A 21,239-nucleotide genomic window follows, 5' to 3' on the forward strand; every position below is an offset into this window, starting at 1 on the left:
GCTGCTGGGGGGCGTACGCCCGGCGTTCGAGCTGCAGTCGAAGCGCGCGCGGGGCGGAGCGGGTGATTCCGACGCCGACCAGCTGTCCCGGCTGACGCACGCGCCGGCGGGGGTGTGGCTGTTCCTGTTCCACGCGGTGTCGCTGTGCTCGCTGATCGGCGGCGGCCGCTGGCTGCTGGGACTGTGACCGCCCACGCGGCCGGGGAGCGACCGGCCACGACGGCGCCGCACCCGACGAACAGCCGGTCCACCCCCCTCCTTATAAAGTGGGCCCATGGCCCCGAACCCTGCCCTCTGGCCCGCCCCGCACGCGAGCGGAGCCGTCGACGCGACGGTTCACGTGCCGGGGTCCAAGTCGGTCACCAACCGCGCCCTGGTGCTCGCCGCCCTGGCGAGCGAACCCGGCTGGCTGCGCCGCCCGCTGCGCTCCCGCGACACCCTGCTGATGGCCGGTGCCCTGCGGGCGATGGGCGTGGGCATCGAGGAGACGGTGTCGTCCAGCTCGGCCGGCGCGGGCGCCGGTGACGTCACGGGCGAGGCCTGGCGGGTGATCCCCAACGGCCTGCGCGGCCCGGCCGCGGTCGACGTCGGCAACGCCGGCACGGTGATGCGGTTCCTGCCGCCGGTCGCCGCGCTCGCCGACGGTCCCGTCCGCTTCGACGGCGACCCCAGGTCGTACGAGCGTCCCCTGAACGGCGTCGTCGACGCGCTGCGGGTGCTGGGCGCCCGGATCGACGACGACGGCCGGGGCGCGCTGCCGCTGACCGTGCACGGCGGGGGCGCCCTGGACGGGGGCCGGGTCGAGATCGACGCGTCCTCGTCCTCGCAGTTCGTCTCGGCCCTGCTGCTGTCGGGGCCGCGGTTCAACCAGGGCGTCGAGGTCCGGCACGTGGGGGCCACGCTGCCGTCGCTGCCGCACATCCGGATGACCGTCGACATGCTGCGCGCGGTCGGCGCCCAGGTGGACACTCCCGAGTCGGGCGGCGAGCCGAACGTCTGGCGGGTCACACCGGGCGCGCTGCTGGGCCGTGATCTGACGATCGAGCCGGACCTGTCCAACGCCCAGCCGTTCCTGGCGGCGGCGCTGGTGACCGGCGGCACGGTGGTCATCCCCGACTGGCCGGCCCGCACCACCCAGCCGGGCGACCGGCTGCGGGAGATCTTCACCGAGATGGGCGGCTCCTGCGAGCTGACCGAGTACGGCCTGCGGTTCACCGGTTCGGGTGCGATCCATGGCATCGATGTCGACCTGGGCGAGGTCGGCGAGCTGACCCCGGGCATCGCGGCGGTCGCCGCGCTCGCCGACTCCCCGTCCACGCTGCGCGGCGTGGCGCATCTGCGGCTGCACGAGACGGACCGCCTGGCGGCCCTCACCAAGGAGATCAACGAGCTGGGCGGCGACGTCACCGAGACCGCCGACGGCCTGCACATCCGCCCGCGCCCGCTGCACGGCGGTGTCTTCCACACCTACGAGGACCACCGCATGGCCACCGCCGGCGCGATCCTCGGCCTGGCGGTCGAGGGGGTACGGATCGAGAACGTGGCGACGACGGCGAAGACCCTGCCGGACTTTCCCGACCTCTGGACCGGGATGCTCGGGGCGTAGGGACGCGGGGAAAGTCATGCGCCGTTACGGCAAGCACACCGACGAGGACGACATCCGCAGCCGCCCGAACCGCAAGGGCAACCGGCCGCGCACCCACATCCGGCCCAAGCACGAGGACGCCGCCGAGGGCATGGTCCTCACCGTCGACCGGGGCCGCCTGACCTGCCTGGTCGAGGACCGCGTGGTCCTGGCGATGAAGGCCCGCGAACTGGGCCGCAAGGCGGCCGTGGTCGGCGACCGGGTGGCCCTGGTCGGTGATCTCTCCGGCACGAAGGACACGCTCGCGCGGATCGTCCGGATCGAGGAGCGCACCTCGGTGCTGCGACGCACGGCCGACGACGACGACCCGTACGAGCGGGTGGTCGTCGCCAACGCCGACCAGCTCGCCATCGTCACCGCCCTCGCCGACCCCGAGCCGCGTCCGCGGCTGATCGACCGCTGTCTGGTGGCGGCGTACGACGGCGGCCTCACCCCGCTGCTGGTGATGACGAAGTCGGACCTCGCCCCGCCGGACAAGCTCCTCGAGCTGTACGGCGACCTGGACATCCCGTACGTCGTCACCAGCCGCGAGGAGCTGGAGAACGGCGACGCGGCGGACCGGGTGCGCGAACATCTGGACGGCAAGGTCACCGCCTTCGTGGGCCACTCCGGTGTCGGCAAGACGACCCTGGTGAACGCGCTGGTGGCGGAGGAGCGGCGACGTACGACCGGTCATGTCAACGCGGTGACGGGCCGCGGCCGGCACACGACGACCTCGGCCCTGGCGCTGCCCCTCGCGGGCGACGGCGGCTGGGTGGTCGACACTCCCGGCGTACGGTCGTTCGGCCTGGCCCACATCGATCCGTCCCGTGTGATCAACGCGTTTCCCGACCTGGTGCCCGGCACCGAGGGCTGTCCGCGCGCGTGCAGCCACGACGAACCGGACTGCGCGCTGGACGCGTGGGTGGCCGAGGGGCACGCCGATCCCGCCCGGCTCTACTCCCTGCGTCGGCTGCTCTCCACGCGGGAGGCGCGGGAGGGCGACTGACCTTCGCGTTGTTTGGCCGGGGGTGGGTCCGGTAAGGGCATAATCGCACCGAGCCGGAAGCAAGCTCGGCCAAAGGCGAGCAAAGCGGTCACAGTGCGCGACGGGACCCACGGGGACGTACGGGAGGACAGCACATGGCGTGGCTGCTGGTCATCGTGGCAGGGTTTCTGGAAACCGGTTTCGCCGTCTGCCTCAAGCTCTCGCACGGTTTCACCCGGCTCTGGCCGACCATCGCCTTCGCCGCCTTCGCCCTCGGCAGCTTCGGTCTGCTGACCCTGTCCCTGAAGAAGCTGGACGTGGGGCCGGCGTACGCGGTGTGGACCGGGATCGGGGCCGCCGGAACCGCGATCTACGGCATGGTCTTCCTCGGCGACATCGTCTCCACCCTGAAGATCGTCTCCATCAGTCTGGTGATCATCGGGGTGATCGGGCTCCAGCTGTCCGGGTCGGCACACTGAACTCCCCTCAGACAGGCTGCCGGTGCAGGGCACCGCGCACCAGACCGGCGACTCCCCCCTCGCCCGGCGGGGCGGCCACACAGGACAGCGCCAGCCGGACCACCAGCTCGCAGCAGCGGGCGAGTTCGGCCGCTTCCGCCGTGCCGCCGTCCGGCCCGGCGAGCACGGCGACGGCACGGTCGCGGACCAGGACCACGAGGTCGCCGGGTGACGGCAGCGGGCCGTCCGCGCGGCGCTGTGCGGGCACGGCGGTGGCGGACGGTACGGCGGCGAGGGTGAGGGCGGGCAGCCGCTCGCTCCAGCAGCCGGTGATCAACGCGCGGACCAGTGCGTTCTCCCGGGCCGCCGCGGCGATCCACTCGGCGGTGGCGGCCAGCCGCTCCCGGGAGTCCGCCGGCGCGGTGAGCGCCCGGTCGACGCCGGCCAGATAGGCGTCAGCCTCCCGCCGCACCAGCGCCCGGGCGAGCCCCTCCTTGCTGCCGAACTCGTTGTACAGCGTCTGGCGCGACACCCCGGCCGCCGCGGCCACGTCCACCATCCGCACCGCCGGCCACGGCCGGCGCGCCAGCGCCGCGCAAGCGGCGTCGAGCAGGGACTCCCGGGCTGCAGGCATCATCGCCTCCCTCGCCGGCCGACGGCTCTGCGCCCAGATTTGACGCGCCCCACAGCACTGTCAAGGGCTCACGCGGGCCCGGCGGGCGCACGAGGGCGGTGGCCCCGTGTGGCCTCGCGCCGGGCGCGCCGGATACCGTTCGTCACATGCCGGACTACCTCGACGACCTCCGTCTCGCCCATGTCCTCGCGGACGCCGCGGACGCCGCCACCATGGACCGCTTCAAGGCCCTCGACCTCAAGGTGGAGACGAAGCCGGACATGACCCCGGTCAGCGAAGCGGACCGGGCCGCCGAGGAACTCGTCCGCGGCCAGCTCCAGCGCGCCCGGCCCCGGGACGCGATCCTCGGCGAGGAGTACGGCGTCGAGGGCACCGGCCCCCGCCGCTGGGTGATCGACCCCATCGACGGCACCAAGAACTACGTCCGCGGCGTGCCCGTCTGGGCGACCCTGATCGCCCTGATGGAGGCCGGGGAGGGCGGCTACCAGCCCGTCGTCGGCGTGGTCTCCGCGCCGGCCCTCGGCCGCCGCTGGTGGGCGGCGAAGGGCCACGGCGCGTTCACCGGGCGCAGCCTGCAGAAGGCGACCCGCCTGCACGTCTCCCAGGTGTCGAAGCTCGCGGACGCCTCGTTCGCGTACTCCTCGCTCTCCGGCTGGGAGGAGCAGGGCCGGCTGGACGGCTTCCTGGACCTGACCCGTGAGGTCTGGCGCACGCGCGCGTACGGCGACTTCTGGCCGTACATGATGGTGGCCGAGGGCTCGGTCGACCTGTGCGCGGAGCCCGAGCTGTCGCTGTGGGACATGGCGGCGAACGCCATCATCGTCACCGAGGCGGGCGGCACGTTCACCGGCCTCGACGGGCTCCCGGGTCCGCACAGCGGCAACGCGGCGGCGTCCAACGGTCTGCTCCACGACGAGCTGCTGGGGTATCTGAATCAGCGCCTTTGAGCTCCACGCGCCCCCTTGTTGACCCTCCCTTTGCCTGCCACTCTGAGAGTTCCCCCACTTGTGAATTTGTGAATCCCGGAACAAACCCTGATCCGGGGCCTCACCAGGGGATCTCTTAGGAGGTGGCTCCAGCCCATGCTCGTCCGCGACGCCATGAGCACCGTCGTCCTCACCATCGGCCCCGCCCACACCCTCCGCCAGGCCGCCGCTCTGATGGCCGCCCGCCGGGTCGGCGCGGCCGTCGTCCACGACCCGGACGCCGGCGGTATCGGCATCCTGACCGAACGCGACATCCTCAACTCCGTGGGCCTCGGACAGGACCCGGACACGGAGTGCGCGTACGCCCACACCACGACCGACGTCGTCTTCGCCGCCCCGGCCTGGACCCTGGAGGAGGCGGCCCGCACCATGGCGCACGGCGGCTTCCGGCACCTGATCGTCCTCGACCGGGACGAGCCGGCCGGCATCGTCTCGGTCCGCGACATCATCCGCTGCTGGGCCCCGGCGAGACCGCGGCTGGCCACCGCGCCGGCCGTGTCGGCGTAGCGACGCACGGCGGGCCGGGCCCCCGAGGGGACCCGGCCCGTCGCCTACGGCAAGCGATCCAGTGCTGGTGGAGTTGTTCAGCCGCGCAGGGCCTGGACCGCGGCCTCCAGCCGCTTGCCGAAGTCGGCGTCCGCGTTGCGGAAGTTGCCGATCGCGCGCTCGGCGATCTCCTGGCGCGAGACCTTGGCGATGAAGCCGGCCAGGTTGCCGATGAGCCGCTCCTGCTCGTCCGCGCTCATCAACCGGTAGAGGTTGCCGGCCTGGACGAAGTCGTCGTCCTCGGCGTGCCGCGGGGTCGGGTGGTTGCCGGTGCCGCCGGTGAACCCGTCGACCGGCTGCCACAGCGCCCGGCCCGTCTGCTGCGGGCCGCCGAAGCTGTTCGGCTCGTAGTTCTTGGCGCCGCCGTGCCGGCCGTCGTAGAGGAGGCCGTCACGGGAGTTGGTGTTCGCGACGGTCGCGTGCGGGCGGTTCACCGGCAGGTGGTCGGCGTTGATGCCGACGCGATAGCGGTGCGCGTCGCCGTAGGCGAACAGCCGGCCCTGGAGCATCTTGTCCGGGGAGGGGCCGATCCCCGGCACGAAGTGCGCGGGCGAGAAGATCGACTGCTCCACCTCGGCGAAGACGTTCTGCGGGTTGCGGTTCAGCTCGAGCTTGCCGATCTCGATGACCGGGTAGTCCGCGTGCGGCCACACCTTGGTGAGGTCGAACGGGTTGAAGCGGTACGTCGGCGCGTCCGCCGCCGGCATGATCTGCACGCCCACGGTCCAGCTCGGGAACTCGCCGCGCTCGATGGCCTCGCGCAGGTCGCGCTGGTGGGAGTCGGGGTCCTCACCGGCGAGGCGGTTGGCCTCCTCCTGGGTGAGGTTCTTGATCCCCTGGTCGGTCTTGAAGTGGTACTTGACCCAGAAGACCTCGCCGGCCTCGTTGTTCCACTGGAAGGTGTGCGAGCCGAAGCCGTCCATGTGGCGGTACGAGGCGGGGATGCCCCGGTCCCCGAACAGCCAGGTCACCTGGTGCGTGCTCTCGGGGCTGAGGCTCCAGAAGTCCCACACGTTGTCGGCCTCGGTGGAACCGGTGTACGGGTCGCGCTTCTGGGTGTGGATGAAGTCCGGGAACTTGATCGCGTCCCGGATGAAGAAGACCGGGGTGTTGTTGCCGACGAGGTCGTAGTTGCCCTCCTCGGTGTAGAACTTCACCGCGAAACCGCGCGGGTCACGGACGGCGTCCGCGGCGCCGAGGTTGCCGGCCACGGTGGAGAACCGCAGGAACACCTCGGTCTGCTTGCCGACCTCGGAGAGGAACTTGGCGCGCGTGTACGGGGTGACGTCGGCGGTCACCGTGAAGGTGCCGTAGGCACCGGCACCGCGGGCGTGCACGACACGCTCCGGGATGCGCTCGCGGTTGAAGTGGGCCAGCTTCTCCAGCAGGAGCTGGTCCTGGACGAGCACCGGGCCGCCGACGCCCGCGGTCTCGCTGTTCTGATTGTCGGCTACCGGAGCACCGGCCTCCGTGGTGAGCGGTCCCTGAGTCACGTCCGCGCCTTCCTGTCTTACCTGTCCCTTGGCCAACGCCGATGTCGATCCTACAATAGACAATGTCTAAGTCAAGCGCAGCTCCAACTTCGGTGGGACTCCAACTTCACACCTATTCGGAACCTAGGTTCCTTGCTGTTAGGCTGATGCCATGAGCGACCTTCTTGATCGGCTGCGCGGACGCGGATGGCGGATGACCGCGCAGCGGCGTGTCGTGGCCGAGGTCCTCGACGGCGAACACGTGCACCTCACGGCCGACGAGGTCCACGCCCGGGCCGTCGCGAAACTGCCCGAGATCTCCCGGGCGACCGTCTACAACACCCTCGGCGAGCTGGTGTCCCTCGGCGAGGTCATCGAGGTCACCACGGACAAGCGGGCCAAGCGCTACGACCCGAACGCGCACCGGCCGCACCACCACCTGGTCTGCGCCCAGTGCGGCTCGATCCGTGACGTCCACCCCACCGGCAACCCGCTGGCCGACCTCCCCGACTCCGAGCGCTTCGGCTTCACGGTGTCGGACGTAGAGGTGACCTATCGCGGCATCTGCCCGAACTGCACCTCGGCGTAGCCCACGCCCCAGCGCACACGTCAGCCCCGGCACTTTCCCGTGCCGGGGCTGACGTCTTCTCCGCGCGCGTCCCTACGCACATGCATACGCGCACACGCACAAACACCGAGGGCCGGAACCCTTTCGGATTCCGGCCCTCGGCCTTCAGTAGCGGGGACAGGATTTGAACCTGCGACCTCTGGGTTATGAGCCCAGCGAGCTACCGAGCTGCTCCACCCCGCGTCGATGAATGCAACATTACGTCAACCCACCCACAGAAGCAAATCGCCTCGGAGGGCGCCTCTCCCAGGACGCCCCCCGGCGGAGGTCACGCCGACAGTTCCTCCCGCAGCGCGTCCCGCAGCCGGGCCGCCCGCTCGGCCACCTCGCCCGGCCCGAGCGTCACCGCGCGATCGGCCCAACGCTGGCCCTCCAGCAGCTCGCCGCGACGCGCGTAGACGAGGGCGAGCCGGAGCGCCGCCCGACCGTGACCGTCGTCGGCGGCTCGCTGCCACCACACCACGGCCTCCGGTTCGCTCCCTTCCCTGGCCAGCAGCAGCCCCAGGTTGAACGCCCCGTTGCGCGACCCGGCCTCGGCCGCCTCCCGGTACCAGCGCGCCGCCTCGACGACGTCCCCGCGCGCCGCCGCGAGCATCCCGACCCGCACCTGCGCCCGCCGATGCCCCTGGGAGGCCGCCCGCTCGTACCACTCCTCGCACTCGGTCCGCCGGTGCACCGGCTCGCCCAGTTCGGGTCCGGCCCCGGCCGGCTGCCGCGCGTCGAGCACGGTGGCCAACCGGTAGGCCGCCTCCGCGCTCCCCCCGCCGGCCGCGCACCGCAGGTGCCGTTCCGCCTCCTGCTCGTCACCGTCGCGCAGCCGCGCGATCCCGACCTGGAGCGCCGCCTCGGTGTGCCCGGCGGCGGCGGCCCGCTCGTACCAGCGCAGGGCGGCGGTCTCCTCGCCCCGCCCCGCGTACAGGATCCCCAGGTTGAACGCCGCGTCGACGCTCCCCGCCTCCGCGGCCTTGGAGAACCACGGCTCGGCTCCGGTCTCGTCGCCGCCCTGGAGCAGCAGGATGGCCAGCGCGTTCGCCGCTTCCCGGTGCCCGGCGTACGCGGCCCTCCGGTACCACTGCTCGGCCTGTGCGACCCGCCCCTGCTCGGCGCAGAGCAGCCCGAGGTTGTACGCGCCGTTCACATCACCGGCGTCCATGGCCGCCCGGTACCACCGCTCCGCGGTCTGGGTCTGCCCCCGCTCGGCGTGCAGCGCGCCCAGCGCGTTGGCCGCGTTGCCGTCGCCTTCCTGCGCGGCCTTCAGCCACCACACGGCGGCGCTCTCCTCGTCCCCGGCGTCCCGCAGCAGGAACCCGAGCGCGCACGCCGCCCGCGCCTCCCCGTCCTTCGCGGAGGTCAGGTACCAGCGCCCGGCCTCCTTCAGCTCGCCGCGCCGTTCGAGGATCGCGCCGAGGTACAGCGCGGCCCGCCGGTGTCCGCGCGCGGCGGCCTGCCGGTACCACTGCTCGGCCTCGTCCGCCGTCCCGGCCGCGACACCGTTGTCGGCGTCGGCGTCCTCCCCGGGGTCCGCGGCGGCGGCCCGCCGGTCCATCGCCCGGGCGAGCCGGTACGCGCCTTCCCGGTGACCCCGCTCGGCGGCGGCCCGCATCCACTTCTCGGCCTCGTCGTCCCCGCGGTGCTCCAGCAGGTCGGCGAGCGCGTAGGCGCCCAGCGGGTGTCCCTGTTCGGCGGACTGCCGCAGCCAGTACTCGGCGGCGGGCTCGTCGCCGCGCTCCCGGTAGTGCCGCCCGAGCGCGTGCGCGGCCGCGGCGGACCCGGCGACGGCGGCGATCCGCCACCATCCGGCGGCTTCCTCGGGATATCCCCGCTGGTGGAGCAGGACGCCGAGGTTGTTGGCGGCTGCCCGGTCCCCGGCAGCGGTGGCGGCGCGCAGATGCGGCTCGGCTCCGTCGAGATCGCCGCGGCGCAGCAGCATGGCCCCGAGAACGCTCATCGCCTCGACGTCACCGGCCTCCGCGGCGATCCGCTGCCGAGCCTCCTCGGCGGCCTCGGTGGCCTCGTCGCGGGTTTCCTCCTGGCCGGTCGGCTGCACAAACCGCCCTGTCTCGAACAGAGTTGCCATGTCCCCCATAACGTCCATCGTCGCACCACCCGCAACCCGGGTACACCTGGAATGCCGAAGCCAATGAGGTCACTTCAGCGTTTTGTCGACATGCCCACAGAGAGATAAGTCAAACACAAACTTCCCAACTCCCCACGGCGGCACGGCGATGCTCCACACCGGCACATGAGTTCGCAGATCACAAAGGCCCGGATCTCGTGATGAGATCCGGGCCTTTGTCGTCGTGCGACTACGTCGACTTCACACCGACTTGTCGTCGACTTCAGTAGCGGGGACAGGATTTGAACCTGCGACCTCTGGGTTATGAGCCCAGCGAGCTACCGAGCTGCTCCACCCCGCGCCGTTGTTCGACAACCGTACCACGGCGCGGGGGGAGCACATGATCAGCTACTGGGGCTGGGCTTCGGGCTGGGACTGCCGGAGGCGCCACCGCCGCCGGTGCCACCGCCGGATCCGCCGCCCCCACCGGTCCCGTCGGCCCGCGACTGGGCCTCCTCGGCCCGCTTCAGCGCGTCCTCCAGGTCCTGCTGCGCCCGGCCGTACGCCTCCCAGTCGCCCTTCTGCAGGGCCTCCTGGCCGGCGCCGAAGGCCTTCTGCGCGTCGGCGAGAGCCGCTTCGACCGTGGCGTCACCGGTCGCCGGCGGCGTTGTCGTGTCGCCGTCACCGTCGCCGCCCTCCTCCTCGGGCGGCTCGGGGGCCGGGCCCTCCGCGCCGAACACCTTGTTGAGGGCTTCCTCGAGGGTGTCCTCGAAGGCGGTGTTGCCGCCGTAGGTCACCAGCACCTTGCGCAGCAGCGGGTACTTCAGGCCGCCACCGCGGACGTAGACCGGTTCCACGTACAGCAGCCCGCCGTCCAGCGGCACCGTCAGCAGGTTGCCGTACTCCACCTCCGAGTCGCCGCCTCTCAGCAGCCTGATGGTCTCGGCGATGTCCTGTTCGGAGTTGAACTGGCTCTGCACCTGCTTGGGTCCGGAGACCGTGGTGCTCGTCGGCAGTTTCAGGATTCTGATCTGCCCGTAGCCACTGGTGCCCGCCTCCGCGTCGACCGCCATGAACGCGCTGAGGTTGTCCCGGCCGTTGGGCGTGAAGGTGGTCGTCAGCGAGAACGCCTGTTCCTTCTGGTCGGGCATCTTCATGCTCAGGTAGTACGGCGGCACCGCGTCGCCCGTCTTGTTGGTCGGGTCGTCCGGCACCTGCCACACCTCGCTGCCGCTGAGGAACGTCGTCGCGTCCTTCACGTGGTAGCGGGTGAGCAGCTCGCGCTGCACCTTGAACAGGTCCTGCGGATACCGCAGGTGGGCCATCAGCTCCTCGGAGATGGCGCTCTTCGGCTCCACCGTGTCCGGGAAGGCCTTCATCCAGGTCTTCAGGACCGGGTCCTGGGTGTCCCACTGGTAGAGCTTGACCTCGCCGGTGTACGCGTCGACGGTCGCCTTCACCGAGTTGCGGATGTAGTTGACCTGGTTCTGCTGCGCGACCACCGTGCGCGAGTCGTTGCGCGCGTTCAGCGAGTCGGCCGTGGTGTCACCGAGGGTCGTCCGGGAGGCGTACGGGTAGCCGTTCGTCGTCGTGTACGCGTCGACGATCCACTGGATCTTGCCGTTCACGACCGCCGGGTAGGCGTCGCCGTCGATGGTCAGCCACGGGGCGACCGCCTCGACGCGCTCCTTGGGCGTGCGGTTGTACAGGATCCGCGAGCCCTCGCCGATGGCGCCCGAGTAGAGGATCTGCGGCTCGTTGAGCGCCACCGCGTACGCGGCCCGGTTGATCGGGCTGGAGAGGCTGACCCCGCTCTTGGCCTCGTAGCTGTAGGTCTTCTCGCCGCTGTCGTCGGAGTAGTCGATCTCCTTCTGCGGGCCGCCGACGATCGAGTACATCGTCGTCTTCTCGCCGTAGTAGATCCGCTGCTGGTACGTCCCGAGGTCGCCCTTGGACGGCAGGTCGGACTCGGTGAAGACCGGGCGGCCCTCGGAGTCGGCGGTGGTTCCCTTGGCGGCGACCACGCCGTAGCCGTGGGTGTAGCGGAAGTGGTTGTTGATCCAGTTCTTCTTCGGGATGCCGGCCAGGTTCAGCTCGCGCAGACCGATGACCGTGTCCTGCTCCTTGCCGTCCTGGCTGTAGCGGTCGACGTCCAGGTTGGTCGGGAACGCGTAGTAGTTCCGGATCTGCTGGAGCTGCTGGAACGTCGGCGAGACGATGTTCGGGTCCAGGATCCGGATGCTCGCCGCGGCGTCCGCGTCGTCGCGCAGGGCGGCCTTGTCCTCGGTCTTGCTCGTACCGGGGTAGTCGCTGACCTTGGCCCCGTCGATGCCGTAGGCCTCACGCGTGGCCGCGAGGTTCTTCTCGACGTACGGCGCTTCCTTGGCCTGCTCGTTCGGCTGGACCTGGAACTTCTGCACGATCGCCGGGTACAGGCCGCCGATCAGGATGGCGGAGAGCACCATCAGGCCGAAGCCGATGACCGGCAGCTGCCAGGTCCGCCGCCACAGGGTGGCGAAGAACAGCAGGGCGCAGATGACGGCGATGCAGAACAGGATCGTCTTGGCCGGCAGATAGGCGTTGGCGTCGACGTACCTCAGACCGGTCCAGTTGTCCGTCGCCTTGAAGTCGCTGGACTTCACCGCGAGGCCGTACCGGTCGAGCCAGTAGGCGACCGCCTTCAGGGCGACGAAGATGCCGAGGAGCACCGACAGGTGGCCGGTGGCGGCGGCCGTGGCGCGGGCGCCCGGGCTGGTGACGCGCAGCCCGCCGTACAGGTAGTGGGTGAGCGCGGCGGCGATCACGGAGAGGATCACGGCGGCGAAGCCGAAGCCGAGCAGGAACCGGTACCAGGGCAGGTCGAAGGCGTAGAACTTGACGTCCAGGTGGAACTGCGGGTCCTCCACGCCGAACGGCACGCCGTTGACCCACATCAGCCAGGTCCGCCACTGCCCCGAGGCGGACGCGCCGGCGATCAGGCCCACCAGGGCCGTGATGCCGAACAGCAGCCACTTCTTGTACGGCGCGATGCCCATCCGGTAGCGGTCGAGGCTCTGCTGCTCCATCGACATCGCGCTCAGCGGCGGCCGCAGCCGGTGTGCCAGCCAGATGTTGAAGCCCACCGACACGGCCATGAGCAGGCCGAAGACGAAGAAGAGCCCGATCTTCGTCGACAGGGTGGTGGTGAAGACGGACGAGTAGTTGACCGAGCGGTACCAGAGCCAGTCCGTCCAGAAGCCCGCGAACATGGTGAACGCCATGGCCAGGACGGCAAGGACGCCCAGTGTCATGAGCAGGGTGCGGACACGCCGGGACGGGCGGCCGACTCTGATCCGTGGCCCCGTCGGGCCTCCGCCGCGGTCCGGCATCTGGAAAGCCAAGGTGGCACCTCGAAAGTCGCTGTTGGTCTGTCAGGCCCCCGTTTTCGCGGGCCGTGGGGAGGGCCCCGTGATCGTAGGCCCTCACCTATGCAACTTACTCACGCTTTACTCGGTTCCCGATTCGGGGCGGGAACGAGGCAGGATTGTGACCATGTCCAACACTCCCATGGCGGCGAGCCCGCTCACCCGGGCCGTGCTCGAGATCGACGAGTACGCCTCCGGCCTCGGCTGGGACCAGCCCGCCCGCCTTTTCGCCCTCGTAGACACCGCGCAGCTGCGGGCCCAGGAACCCGCCCTCGCGGCGCAGCTCGGCCTGGGGGACGAGCAGGAGACCCCCGCCGGTCTCACCCCGATCGAGCAGGACGAAGTGCCGACGGACAAGCCGCTCGACGACTTCCTGGGCACCATCGCCTGGCCCGGCGCGGTGGTCGGCTGCGCGCTCACCGTGGAGCGCCTGATGCTGCCGCCGTCCGCGGAGGCTCAGGTCCCGCAGGACCTGGACGAGGCCGCGCTCACCCGGTGGGTGGCGAAGCACCCCGAGCGCCAGGAGGTCCGGATGACGGTCGCCGTCCTGCGCGACGGCTCGCGCGAGTCGGCACTGCGGCTGCGCGAGAAGGACTCGCCGACCGAGGTGCTCACCGGCTCCGACCTGGTGCCGGGCCTGGCCGAGGCGCTGGCGGCGACGTTCGAGGACTGACGGGTCCGGTCACGGCGATGGGGGCGCCCCTGCCTCGCGGGGCGCCCCCAGCCGTGTGCGGCGACGGCCGGCTCAGCCCTCGGCGGCGCACTTCGGCAGGTCGGCGGTGTCCCCCGCGCGGATGTCCTTCAGGGCGCCGAGCGCGTCCTCGATGGTGTCCACCTTGACCAGGGTGAGGCCCTCGGGGGTGTCCTTGGCGGCGGCCGCGCAGTTGTCGGCGGGCGTCAGGAAGAACTCGGCGCCCTTGTCGCGCGCCCCGACCGTCTTCATCTCGACACCGCCGATCGGGCCGACCTCGCCCGCGTCGTCGATGGTGCCGGTGCCCGCGACGAAACGGCCGCCGGTGAGGCTGCCCGGGGTCAGCTTGTCGTATATGCCGAGCGCGAACATCAGTCCGGCGCTGGGGCCGCCGACGTCGGCCAGCTTGATGTCGATGGTGAACGGGAAGGTGTGGTCCGTCCCCGCGGAGATCCCGACGACCGCCCGCTTCTCCCCGCCGTCGTCGGAGACGGCCGTGGTGACGGTGACGTTCTCCGTCCTGGCCGGTGCCCGCTTCTCCTTCTCCGCGGCGACCTGCTCCTTGGCCGGCACGATCGTGAAGCGCACGTCCTCGCCGGGCTCGTGCTTGGTCACCAGCTCGGCGACGTCCGCCGGCTCCTTCACCGCCGTACCGTCGACCGCCTTGATCACATCGCCGGCATGCAGCCTGCCCTCGGCGGGCGACCCCTTCACCACGGTGGAGACGATCACCCAGGACTGCACCGGGATGTCCAGCTGCTCCAGGGCGGCGACCTTGGCGCTCTCCTGGGACTGGCTGAACTCCTCGGCGTTCTCCTGGGTGGACTCCTCCTCGGTCTTGCCGTCCGGGTAGAGCGTCTCGTGCGGCACGACCTTGTTGTCGTGGGCCAGCCAGCCGTAGACCGCCTCGACCAGGTTCATCCGGTAGTCGGCGCTGGTGACGCGGACGGTGGTCATGTTGAGGTGCCCGGTCGTCGGGTAGGTCTTGCGGCCCGCGATCTGCAGCACCGGCTCGCCGTCGTGCTCGCCCAGCGTGTTCACCGTCGGCCCCGGGGACAGCTCCGCGTACGGCACGGGGATGAGGACTCCCGCGCACAGGAGCGCGATCAGCATCAGGGTGGAGGCGAGCATCGTCGCAGTGCGGCGTGGCATGCCTCGACAGTACGGGACGGTTCTGTCAGCACACCGTCAGGGCGGTCCTGCGGTCAGCTGCCCGAGTGGGACTTCTCCATGGCCGCGCGGAACCGGGCGTACCCGTCGAGCTCGGGGCCGTCACCGCGCACCCTGCGGGTCCGGTTGGCCCATACGCCCCACAGGCCCGCGCCGATCGCAGCCATCAGCGGAATCAGCAACCAGGCGAGCGCCGCCATGCCGACCTCCCAACCCCGTACGAGCGTCCGCAACTGACTGATCAGCAGATTAACCATCCGCACTGACAACGCTCACGGCAGGGGTGCGGTTACGCAAGCCGGGTGGGGCGCCGGAGGGCTCCGGCGCGGCGTTCAGCAGGCGCCGACCCACTCCTCGGTGCCGTCGGAGAACGTCTGGTGCTTCCAGATCGGCACCTCGTGCTTGAGGTCGTCGATCAGCCTGCGACAGGCCTCGAAGGCCTCGCCGCGATGCGGACAGGAGACCGCGACGACGACGGCCAGGTCCCCGACCCGCAGATCACCCACGCGGTGCACGGCGGCCAGCGCGCGCACCGGGAAGTCGGCGACGACCTTCTCCGCGACGCGCCGCATCTCGGCCTCGGCGCTCGGATGGCACGAATACCCGAGCCGGTCGACATCGGCTCCGCCGTCGTGATTGCGCACCGTCCCGACGAAGAGCGCGGTGCCGCCCGCGGCCTCGTCCCCGACCGCGCGGAACACCTCGTCCACGGAGAGCGGCGTCTCCCGGATGCCGATCAGCTTGACGGGCTCCTGAGCGCCCTGCTCACCGGGATGATCGTTCGTGGCTGCCATGCCTCCATCGTGCCTCACCCCGCCGACGACCGGGAACAACCCTTTCCCCCGGCAACCGGCGCCACCCTTTGGAGCCTCCTACAGCCGGACCTCCGGCCCGGGTGGCGCCCCTCCTCAGATCCGCCGCCGGGCCTTCCGTGCCCGCCGCACCACGGCCGCCGCGCCCAGCAGAGCCACCGTGGCCCCGGCCGCGCCCGCCGCCGTGGCGTCCTTGCGGCCCAGCCGCCGCCCGGCCACGGTGTGCCGCCCGGAGACCTCCTCCAGCAGCTCCGCCAGCACCTCCTCGTTGGTCCACTGGGGCCGCCACCCGGCGTCGTGCAGCCGGCTGCCGCTGACCACCCAGGGGTACATCGTGTACGCGAGGTCCCCGGCCGGGGACGGCGTGAGCCCGATCCGGTGCAGCCGCGCCGCCGCGCCGAGCGCGACCGCCGACGGCAGCTCCATCCGCCGGATCCCGCTGAGCTCCTCGACCTCCTCCTGCTCCAGCCAGCCGTCGCAGCCGACGGCCAGCTCGCCGTCCACCTTCTCCAGGACGGCGTACTCCAGGGCACTGCACAGGTCGTCGACGTGGCAGAACTGCCAGGCCGGTCGCGAGCCGGCCACCACCAGCAGCCGAGGCGACTCGAAGTACCTGGTCAGCGCGGTGTCCGTGCCCCCGACCAGCACCGCGGGACGGACCACGGTGACATTCAGCCCGGGGTGCGCGCGGGGCGCCCGGCGCGCCAGCCGTTCGACCTCCAGCAGGTCCCCGACCCCGGTCGCCTCGGCGGTGGCGCGCAGCTCGGCGTCCTCCGACAGGGGCAGCTCGTTGTCCGGCAGCGCCCCGTAGACCATCGCGGAGGTGCACAGCACCACCCGGTGCACCCCGGCCGCCGCGGCGGCGGTGAGCACGGTCTGCGTCCCCCGGACGTTGTACGCCGTCCGGGCGGCGGCATCGCTCTCCAGGTCGAGGTCGAGCGCGAGGTGGACGACGACGTCCGCGCCGCGCAGTTTCTCCGCGATGGCCGGATCGCGCACATCGAGGATGTGCCACTGCGCGTCGGCGCACTCACCGCGTCGCTCGTCGATGGCGATGACCTGCTTGATCTCCTCCGACGCGGCCAATCGCGCGGTGAGCAGCGCGCCGACCCCGGACGCGGCACCGGTGACCGCGACGACGGGCCCGCGCGCGGCGGGAGTGGTTGAGTGGTTTCGCGCTGCGCGAACCTGCGGGTCTGGGGAACTCACCGGGCGTCTCCAGCGGTTGTCTTCAGTACGAGCGCGAGTGACGCGTACGTACCAGGTGGCATCCATCCTGCCGCAGGCCTCCTGTCGGCGAAGCACCGAGGCCCGAACCGCCCCGGGTGTCTACGCTGGGTGGTGTTGTCGGGCAGTCGTGCCGTCGGGTAAAGAACCGGCGGCCTTACCAGCCGAGGAATCCCGTGAGTGACACCCCATTCGGATTCGGCCTTCCGCCGGAGGAGCCGGAGAACGGCGACGAGGGCAAGAAGAAGGACCAGCAGAGCGGTGGTGGGCAGGGACCGGCCAACCCGTTCGGTTTCGGGTCGCTGCCCGGCGCCGGAGGCTTTGGAGGCCCCGGGGCGGACAATCCGCTCGCTGCCATGTTCGGGTCGCTGAACCCCACCGACCTGGGCGCCGCGTTCCAGCAGCTGGGCCAGATGCTCTCCTACGAGGGCGGCCCGGTGAACTGGGACATGGCCAAGCAGATCGCCCGCCAGACGGTCTCCCAGGGCACGTCGGACGGCACCAAGGACGCGAGCGTCGGCCCCGCCGAGCGCACCGCCGTCCAGGAGGCCGTCCGGCTGGCCGACCTCTGGCTGGACGACGCGACCTCCCTGCCGTCCGGCGCCGGCTCCGCCGTGGCCTGGAGCCGCGCGGAGTGGGTCGAGGCCACCCTGCCCGCGTGGCGGGAGCTGGTCGACCCGGTCGCCGAGCGCGTCGGCAACGCCATGGGCGACGTCCTGCCGGAGGAGATGCAGGCCATGGCGGGCCCGCTGATCGGCATGATGCGCTCCATGGGCGGCGCCATGTTCGGCACGCAGATCGGGCAGGCCGTCGGCGTGCTCGCGGGCGAGGTCGTCGGGTCCACCGACATCGGCCTGCCGCTCGGCCCGGCCGGCAAGGCCGCGCTGCTGCCGGTGAACATCGAGGCCTTCGGCAAGGACCTGGGTGTGCCCAAGGAGGAGGTGCGGCTGTACCTCGCCCTGCGCGAGGCCGCCCACCAGCGCCTCTTCGCCCATGTGCCGTGGCTGCGCTCGCACCTGTTCGGCGCGGTCGACGGCTACGCGCGCGGCATCAAGGTCGACACCGCCAAGCTGGAGGACGTGGTCGGCCAGTTCGACCCGCAGAACCCGGAGCAGCTTCAGGACGCTCTCCAGCAGGGCATGTTCCAGCCGGAGGACACGCCGGAGCAGAAGGCCGCCCTGGCCCGGCTGGAGACGGCTCTGGCGCTCGTCGAGGGCTGGGTGGACGCGGTGGTGCACGCCGCCGCGAAGCCTCGTCTGGGGTCCGCCGACGCGCTGCGCGAGACGCTGCGACGCCGCCGCGCCTCCGGTGGTCCGGCCGAGCAGACGTTCGCCACGCTGATCGGTCTGGAGCTGCGCCCGCGCCGGCTGCGCGACGCCTCCCGTCTGTGGGCCTCGCTCACGGACGCGCGCGGTGTCGACGGCCGGGACGCCCTGTGGGCCCATCCGGACATGCTGCCGACGGCCACGGATTTGGACGACCCGGACGGCTTCGTGCACCGCGAGCAGATGGACTTCTCCGAGTGGGACAAGATGCTCGGCGAGGCGGCGGACAAGCCCGACCTGCGCAAGAAGGACAAGGGCGAGGCCGACGCGGACGGCGAGGACGACGGCAAGGGCGACGGCACGGAGTGAGCCTGTACGACGACGCGGTCCTCGTGCTGAAGGCGTACGAGGGCCAGGAAGAGCTGCGCCAGGCCTATCTCGACCACCTCGCCGCGCACCCGGACGGCATGTGGAAGGCCTGCCCCGCGGGCCACGTCACGGCGAGCGCGCTGGTGATCGACCCGGTGCGCGGCCGGGTGCTGCTCACCCTCCACCGCAAGCTGCGGATGTGGCTGCAGATGGGCGGCCACTGCGAGCCGGGGGACACCTCACTGGCGACGGCGGCGCTGCGCGAGGCGACGGAGGAGTCCGGCATCGCGGGGCTGAGCCTGCTGCCGGGCGGCCCGGTGCGGCTGGACCGGCATCCGATCCCTCCGCCCTGCCACGTCCACCTCGACGTGCAGTACGCGGTGTCGGCCCCGCCGGACGCCGTCCAGCAGATCAGCGACGAGTCCCTGGACCTGCGCTGGTTCTCCTACGACGAGGTGGCGGACGTGGCCGACGAGTCGGTCGTACGACTGCTGGAGGCCACCCGGGCCAGGCTCTGAACAGGGTGGGACGGGTAAGGGGTGACCGCCATGGCGGTCACCCCTTACCGATGTCCTCGTGGGCTCAGTTCCAGACGTTGCCCTGGTTCTGGCCCCGGGCCCCCTGCTGGCCCATTCCGTACTGTGCGGCGAGCCCCGACCCGACCTGGGCGTTCTGCGGCGGCAGCATCTCGCTCGGCTGGATCAGCGCGAAGCCGGTGCCCATGAAGCTCAGCTCCCAGCCCTCGCCGGTGCTGCCGCGGCGCCGCCAGACGCCGGAGGAGTGCGTCTGCGCCTGCATCTGCACCCGCAGCCCGGTGGACCAGGCGACGATCGCGTCGGCGTCGCAGTTGACGTACTTGTCCGGCGTGACCTGCATCATCAGCGGCATGCCGGAGGTCATCAGGGCGACCTTGCCGCGGCCGGTGATGTTGAGCTGGTACTTCCCCGAGCCGGAGATGCCGTACAGGCTGTCGACGGCGATGACCTCGTGATGCAGCGAGGAGTCCATCGCGAGGACGTAGCTGCTGTCCACGGTGAGCCCGTCCTGGTCGACGTCGACCAGGTGGATGTGCTGCTTGAGGTTGGCGAGGTAGACCGTGCCCTGCCCGTGGCAGCGCATCAGGTCCAGGCCCTCACCCGTGTGGGCGCGGTCGCGCGACTGGCCGCTGCCCTGGAACTCGGCGTCGAACTCCACCATCCCCTGGTAGGCGACCATGGTGCCCTTGCGGGCCAGGATGTCGTCGTGGCCCTCCAGGGCGACGCGCAGCATCTGCTTGTTCTGCAGGCTCCAGCGTTCCTGGGTCTGCTGCTCGTTGTGGGCGAAAAGCGGACTCTGCATGGTGTTTCTGGCTCCCCCTCAGCCCCGGACCCGAAGGCGGTCGGTGCTGTCCTCGCTGGGCTGGACGACGACGATGCCCTGGCCGGAGAAGGCCATCTGGTAGGCCTCTCCGCTGCCCCGGCCGATCAGCGACTGGGCCTTGAAGCTGCGCTTGCCCTTCACCTTGAGGTTCGGGGACCAGGCCACGAGGGCGTCCGGGTCGACGTAGGTCTCGTCCTCGCCGCCGCCGCAGTCGACGACGATCGGCTTGCCCCGGGAGGTCAGCGCGACCCAGCCCTGGCCGGAGATCCTCGTGTTCCACAGGCCCTGGCCGGCGAACTTCGCGAGCCCCTTGACCCGCTCGACGCCCCAGGTCAGATGCGCGTCGAAGGCGAGCAGGTTGGTGGCGTTGACGGAGATGCCGTCGCCGTTGAGGTTGATCACGACGACGTTGGCACCGTAGTCGGCGAGGTAGAGCAGGCCGTCCCCGGAGCACTTCATCAGGGGCGCGCCCTCGCCGGTCATCCAGTCCTTGGCGATCTGGCGCACGGCCGGCGGGTTGGGCTCGTACTGGATGAACCCTTCGTAGGCGACCATCGACCCCACGCGCGCGAGGAGGTCGTTCCCGGTCTGCATGGCGACCTTCAGCATGTGGTTGCCGTGGTTCTCCATGCGGGCGGTGACAGGTGCGGGGGCGTAACCCGCGAGCGGCTGGTTCATGACGGGCTCCCTCAGACCTCGTACGGCTGGACGACGATGAAGTTGCCGGGCGCGCCCCGGAACTGGAGGTTCACGCTCTCCCCGGTGTCGCCCGGGTAGGCGTTGCGGCGCATGCGGACCTGGCTGGAGACGACCACCTGGGCGGCGGACGACCAGGCGACCACGGCGTTGCAGTCGGCGAACGTGGTCGGCGTGACCGGCAGCACGACGGGCGTGCCATGGGTCTTGACGACGATCGTGCCGGTGCCCTGGAACTGCATCGTGAACAGCGCGCCGCCCGGGATGCCGTGGCCCTCGATGCGGCGGACCTCGTAGGTCAGGCTCTCGTCGAAGGCGAGGACGTTCTCGGCGGAGACGCAGATGCCGTCGCCCTGCAGCTCGATCGGGTGCAGCATCGTGGAGTTCTCGGCGAGGAAGACCTGGCCCTGGCCGGTGCAGCGCATCAGCTGCATCTCCTGGCCGGTGGCGTTGCCGACGATCCGGCCGGCGAAACCGGCGCCCTTGTAGCTGAAGTCGACCTTGCCCTGGTAGAGCACCATGCTGCCCTGGCGGGCGAGCACCGGCTGCCCGCCGACACCCAGGTCCACGCGGACCAGCTTCTTGTTCTGCTGGGTCCAGCGCTGCCCGGTGGGCGTCTCCTTGAACTGCTGGAGCGCGGCGGCGACACCGGGCGCCTGCGGGGCGCCATGGGGCATGCCCTGCGGGGCGCCGTACGGCGCGGGCTGGCCGGGAGCCTGTCCGAAGGGCGGCTGCTGACCGTAGCCGGGCGGCGGTGCGGCCTGGGGCATGTGCGGCGCCTGGGCCTGGGGGTAGCCGGGCGGCGGCGGAGCGGTCGGCGCGGGGGCGGCCTGGCCGTACGGCTGCTGCTGGGG

21 protein-coding genes and 2 tRNA genes are annotated in these 21,239 nt (G+C 71.3%); 10 read left to right on the top strand and 13 right to left on the bottom strand.

Annotated features, from left to right (window positions below; translation table 11 throughout):
• The 4 genes from CCN42_RS05670 to CCN42_RS05685 all read left to right on the top strand — a co-directional run.
• Positions 1-187 (top strand): M50 family metallopeptidase (locus CCN42_RS05670; protein ID WP_211294636.1); only part of this gene is annotated, 187 nt, incomplete at its 5' end.
• 87 nt (positions 188-274) lie between these two features.
• Positions 275-1,606 carry a 3-phosphoshikimate 1-carboxyvinyltransferase gene (gene aroA / locus CCN42_RS05675; RefSeq protein WP_086168818.1) on the top strand — a complete coding sequence of 444 codons (1,332 nt, stop codon included), beginning with the start codon at positions 275-277 and terminating at the stop codon, positions 1,604-1,606.
• Between the two features lie 16 nt (positions 1,607-1,622).
• Positions 1,623-2,633, top strand: coding sequence for a ribosome small subunit-dependent GTPase A (rsgA, locus tag CCN42_RS05680; RefSeq protein ID WP_086733410.1), 1,011 nt, complete (start codon positions 1,623-1,625; stop codon positions 2,631-2,633).
• Between the two features lie 134 nt (positions 2,634-2,767).
• Positions 2,768-3,091: a DMT family transporter gene (locus CCN42_RS05685; protein WP_086733412.1), complete on the top strand. Its 324-nt coding sequence runs from the start codon at positions 2,768-2,770 to the stop codon at positions 3,089-3,091.
• A gap of 7 nt (positions 3,092-3,098) precedes the next feature.
• Here CCN42_RS05685 and CCN42_RS05690 read toward each other — a convergent pair whose 3' ends face one another.
• Positions 3,099-3,707 (bottom strand): TetR/AcrR family transcriptional regulator, encoded by a 609-nt coding sequence (locus CCN42_RS05690; RefSeq protein WP_086733416.1) that lies wholly within the window; start codon positions 3,705-3,707, stop codon positions 3,099-3,101.
• Positions 3,708-3,850: 143 nt separating this feature from the next.
• Here CCN42_RS05690 and hisN point away from each other — a divergent pair, with 143 nt between their 5' ends.
• Both hisN and CCN42_RS05700 read left to right on the top strand, forming a co-directional pair.
• Complete coding sequence (gene hisN / locus CCN42_RS05695) at positions 3,851-4,651, top strand: histidinol-phosphatase (RefSeq protein WP_086733418.1); 801 nt, start codon at positions 3,851-3,853, stop codon at positions 4,649-4,651.
• 135 nt (positions 4,652-4,786) lie between these two features.
• Positions 4,787-5,197, top strand: a complete 411-nt coding sequence (locus tag CCN42_RS05700) for a CBS domain-containing protein (protein ID WP_086168813.1) — start codon at positions 4,787-4,789, stop codon at positions 5,195-5,197.
• 77 nt (positions 5,198-5,274) lie between these two features.
• On the opposite strand, the gene CCN42_RS05705 is transcribed toward CCN42_RS05700, so the two are convergent.
• Entirely contained in the window at positions 5,275-6,729 is a 1,455-nt protein-coding gene (locus tag CCN42_RS05705; RefSeq protein ID WP_086733420.1) for a catalase, read from the bottom strand.
• 151 nt (positions 6,730-6,880) lie between these two features.
• On the opposite strand from CCN42_RS05705, the gene CCN42_RS05710 reads away from it, so the two are divergent.
• Positions 6,881-7,297, top strand: a complete 417-nt coding sequence (locus CCN42_RS05710; RefSeq protein ID WP_043503979.1) for a Fur family transcriptional regulator — start codon at positions 6,881-6,883, stop codon at positions 7,295-7,297.
• Between the two features lie 148 nt (positions 7,298-7,445).
• On the opposite strand, the gene CCN42_RS05715 is transcribed toward CCN42_RS05710, so the two are convergent.
• The 4 genes from CCN42_RS05715 to CCN42_RS05730 all read right to left on the bottom strand — a co-directional run bounded on the left by CCN42_RS05715 (position 7,446) and on the right by CCN42_RS05730 (position 12,760).
• Positions 7,446-7,519: transfer RNA gene (locus tag CCN42_RS05715), tRNA-Met, on the bottom strand.
• Positions 7,520-7,604: 85 nt separating this feature from the next.
• Positions 7,605-9,431 (bottom strand): tetratricopeptide repeat protein, encoded by a 1,827-nt coding sequence (locus tag CCN42_RS05720; protein ID WP_086733422.1) that lies wholly within the window; start codon positions 9,429-9,431, stop codon positions 7,605-7,607.
• A gap of 248 nt (positions 9,432-9,679) precedes the next feature.
• Positions 9,680-9,753, bottom strand: a tRNA-Met gene (locus CCN42_RS05725).
• 43 nt (positions 9,754-9,796) lie between these two features.
• The gene (locus CCN42_RS05730; RefSeq protein WP_086733424.1) at positions 9,797-12,760 is read right to left on the bottom strand and encodes a UPF0182 family membrane protein; all 2,964 of its coding nucleotides are present in this window, start codon (positions 12,758-12,760) and stop codon (positions 9,797-9,799) included.
• A 163-nt stretch (positions 12,761-12,923) separates the two neighbouring features.
• On the opposite strand from CCN42_RS05730, the gene CCN42_RS05735 reads away from it, so the two are divergent.
• Positions 12,924-13,469 (top strand): PPA1309 family protein, encoded by a 546-nt coding sequence (locus CCN42_RS05735; RefSeq protein ID WP_245877164.1) that lies wholly within the window; start codon positions 12,924-12,926, stop codon positions 13,467-13,469.
• A gap of 72 nt (positions 13,470-13,541) precedes the next feature.
• Here CCN42_RS05735 and CCN42_RS05740 read toward each other — a convergent pair whose 3' ends face one another.
• From CCN42_RS05740 to CCN42_RS05755, 4 genes are all read right to left on the bottom strand, one after another.
• Positions 13,542-14,639 carry a YlbL family protein gene (locus CCN42_RS05740; RefSeq protein ID WP_086733425.1) on the bottom strand — a complete coding sequence of 366 codons (1,098 nt, stop codon included), beginning with the start codon at positions 14,637-14,639 and terminating at the stop codon, positions 13,542-13,544.
• A 53-nt stretch (positions 14,640-14,692) separates the two neighbouring features.
• Entirely contained in the window at positions 14,693-14,914 is a 222-nt protein-coding gene (locus CCN42_RS05745; RefSeq protein ID WP_143661854.1) for a hypothetical protein, read from the bottom strand.
• 75 nt (positions 14,915-14,989) lie between these two features.
• Positions 14,990-15,451 carry a molybdenum cofactor biosynthesis protein MoaE gene (locus CCN42_RS05750; protein WP_086733429.1) on the bottom strand — a complete coding sequence of 154 codons (462 nt, stop codon included), beginning with the start codon at positions 15,449-15,451 and terminating at the stop codon, positions 14,990-14,992.
• Positions 15,452-15,565: 114 nt separating this feature from the next.
• On the bottom strand, positions 15,566-16,678 hold the full coding sequence (locus CCN42_RS05755; RefSeq protein ID WP_086733431.1) for an SDR family oxidoreductase: 1,113 nt from the start codon (positions 16,676-16,678) through the stop codon (positions 15,566-15,568).
• Between the two features lie 194 nt (positions 16,679-16,872).
• Here CCN42_RS05755 and CCN42_RS05760 point away from each other — a divergent pair, with 194 nt between their 5' ends.
• Positions 16,873-18,330 carry a zinc-dependent metalloprotease gene (locus CCN42_RS05760; protein WP_086168803.1) on the top strand — a complete coding sequence of 486 codons (1,458 nt, stop codon included), beginning with the start codon at positions 16,873-16,875 and terminating at the stop codon, positions 18,328-18,330.
• Positions 18,327-18,848, top strand: coding sequence for an NUDIX hydrolase (locus CCN42_RS05765; RefSeq protein WP_086733433.1), 522 nt, complete (start codon positions 18,327-18,329; stop codon positions 18,846-18,848). Before CCN42_RS05760 ends, CCN42_RS05765 begins: the two co-directional genes overlap by 4 nt.
• Before the next feature lie 64 nt (positions 18,849-18,912).
• Here the strand turns inward: CCN42_RS05765 and CCN42_RS05770 are convergent, their stop codons facing one another.
• The 3 genes from CCN42_RS05770 to CCN42_RS05780 form a co-directional block, all read right to left on the bottom strand.
• Positions 18,913-19,668, bottom strand: coding sequence for an AIM24 family protein (locus tag CCN42_RS05770; RefSeq protein WP_086733435.1), 756 nt, complete (start codon positions 19,666-19,668; stop codon positions 18,913-18,915).
• Positions 19,669-19,686: 18 nt separating this feature from the next.
• Positions 19,687-20,367 carry an AIM24 family protein gene (locus CCN42_RS05775; RefSeq protein ID WP_086173603.1) on the bottom strand — a complete coding sequence of 227 codons (681 nt, stop codon included), beginning with the start codon at positions 20,365-20,367 and terminating at the stop codon, positions 19,687-19,689.
• A gap of 11 nt (positions 20,368-20,378) precedes the next feature.
• On the bottom strand, positions 20,379-21,239 hold an 861-nt coding region (locus tag CCN42_RS05780), incomplete at its 5' end, for an AIM24 family protein (RefSeq protein ID WP_143661855.1).

Origin of the sequence: Streptomyces glaucescens, from assembly GCF_002154375.1 — a bacterium.
Lineage (GTDB): Bacteria > Actinomycetota > Actinomycetes > Streptomycetales > Streptomycetaceae > Streptomyces > Streptomyces glaucescens.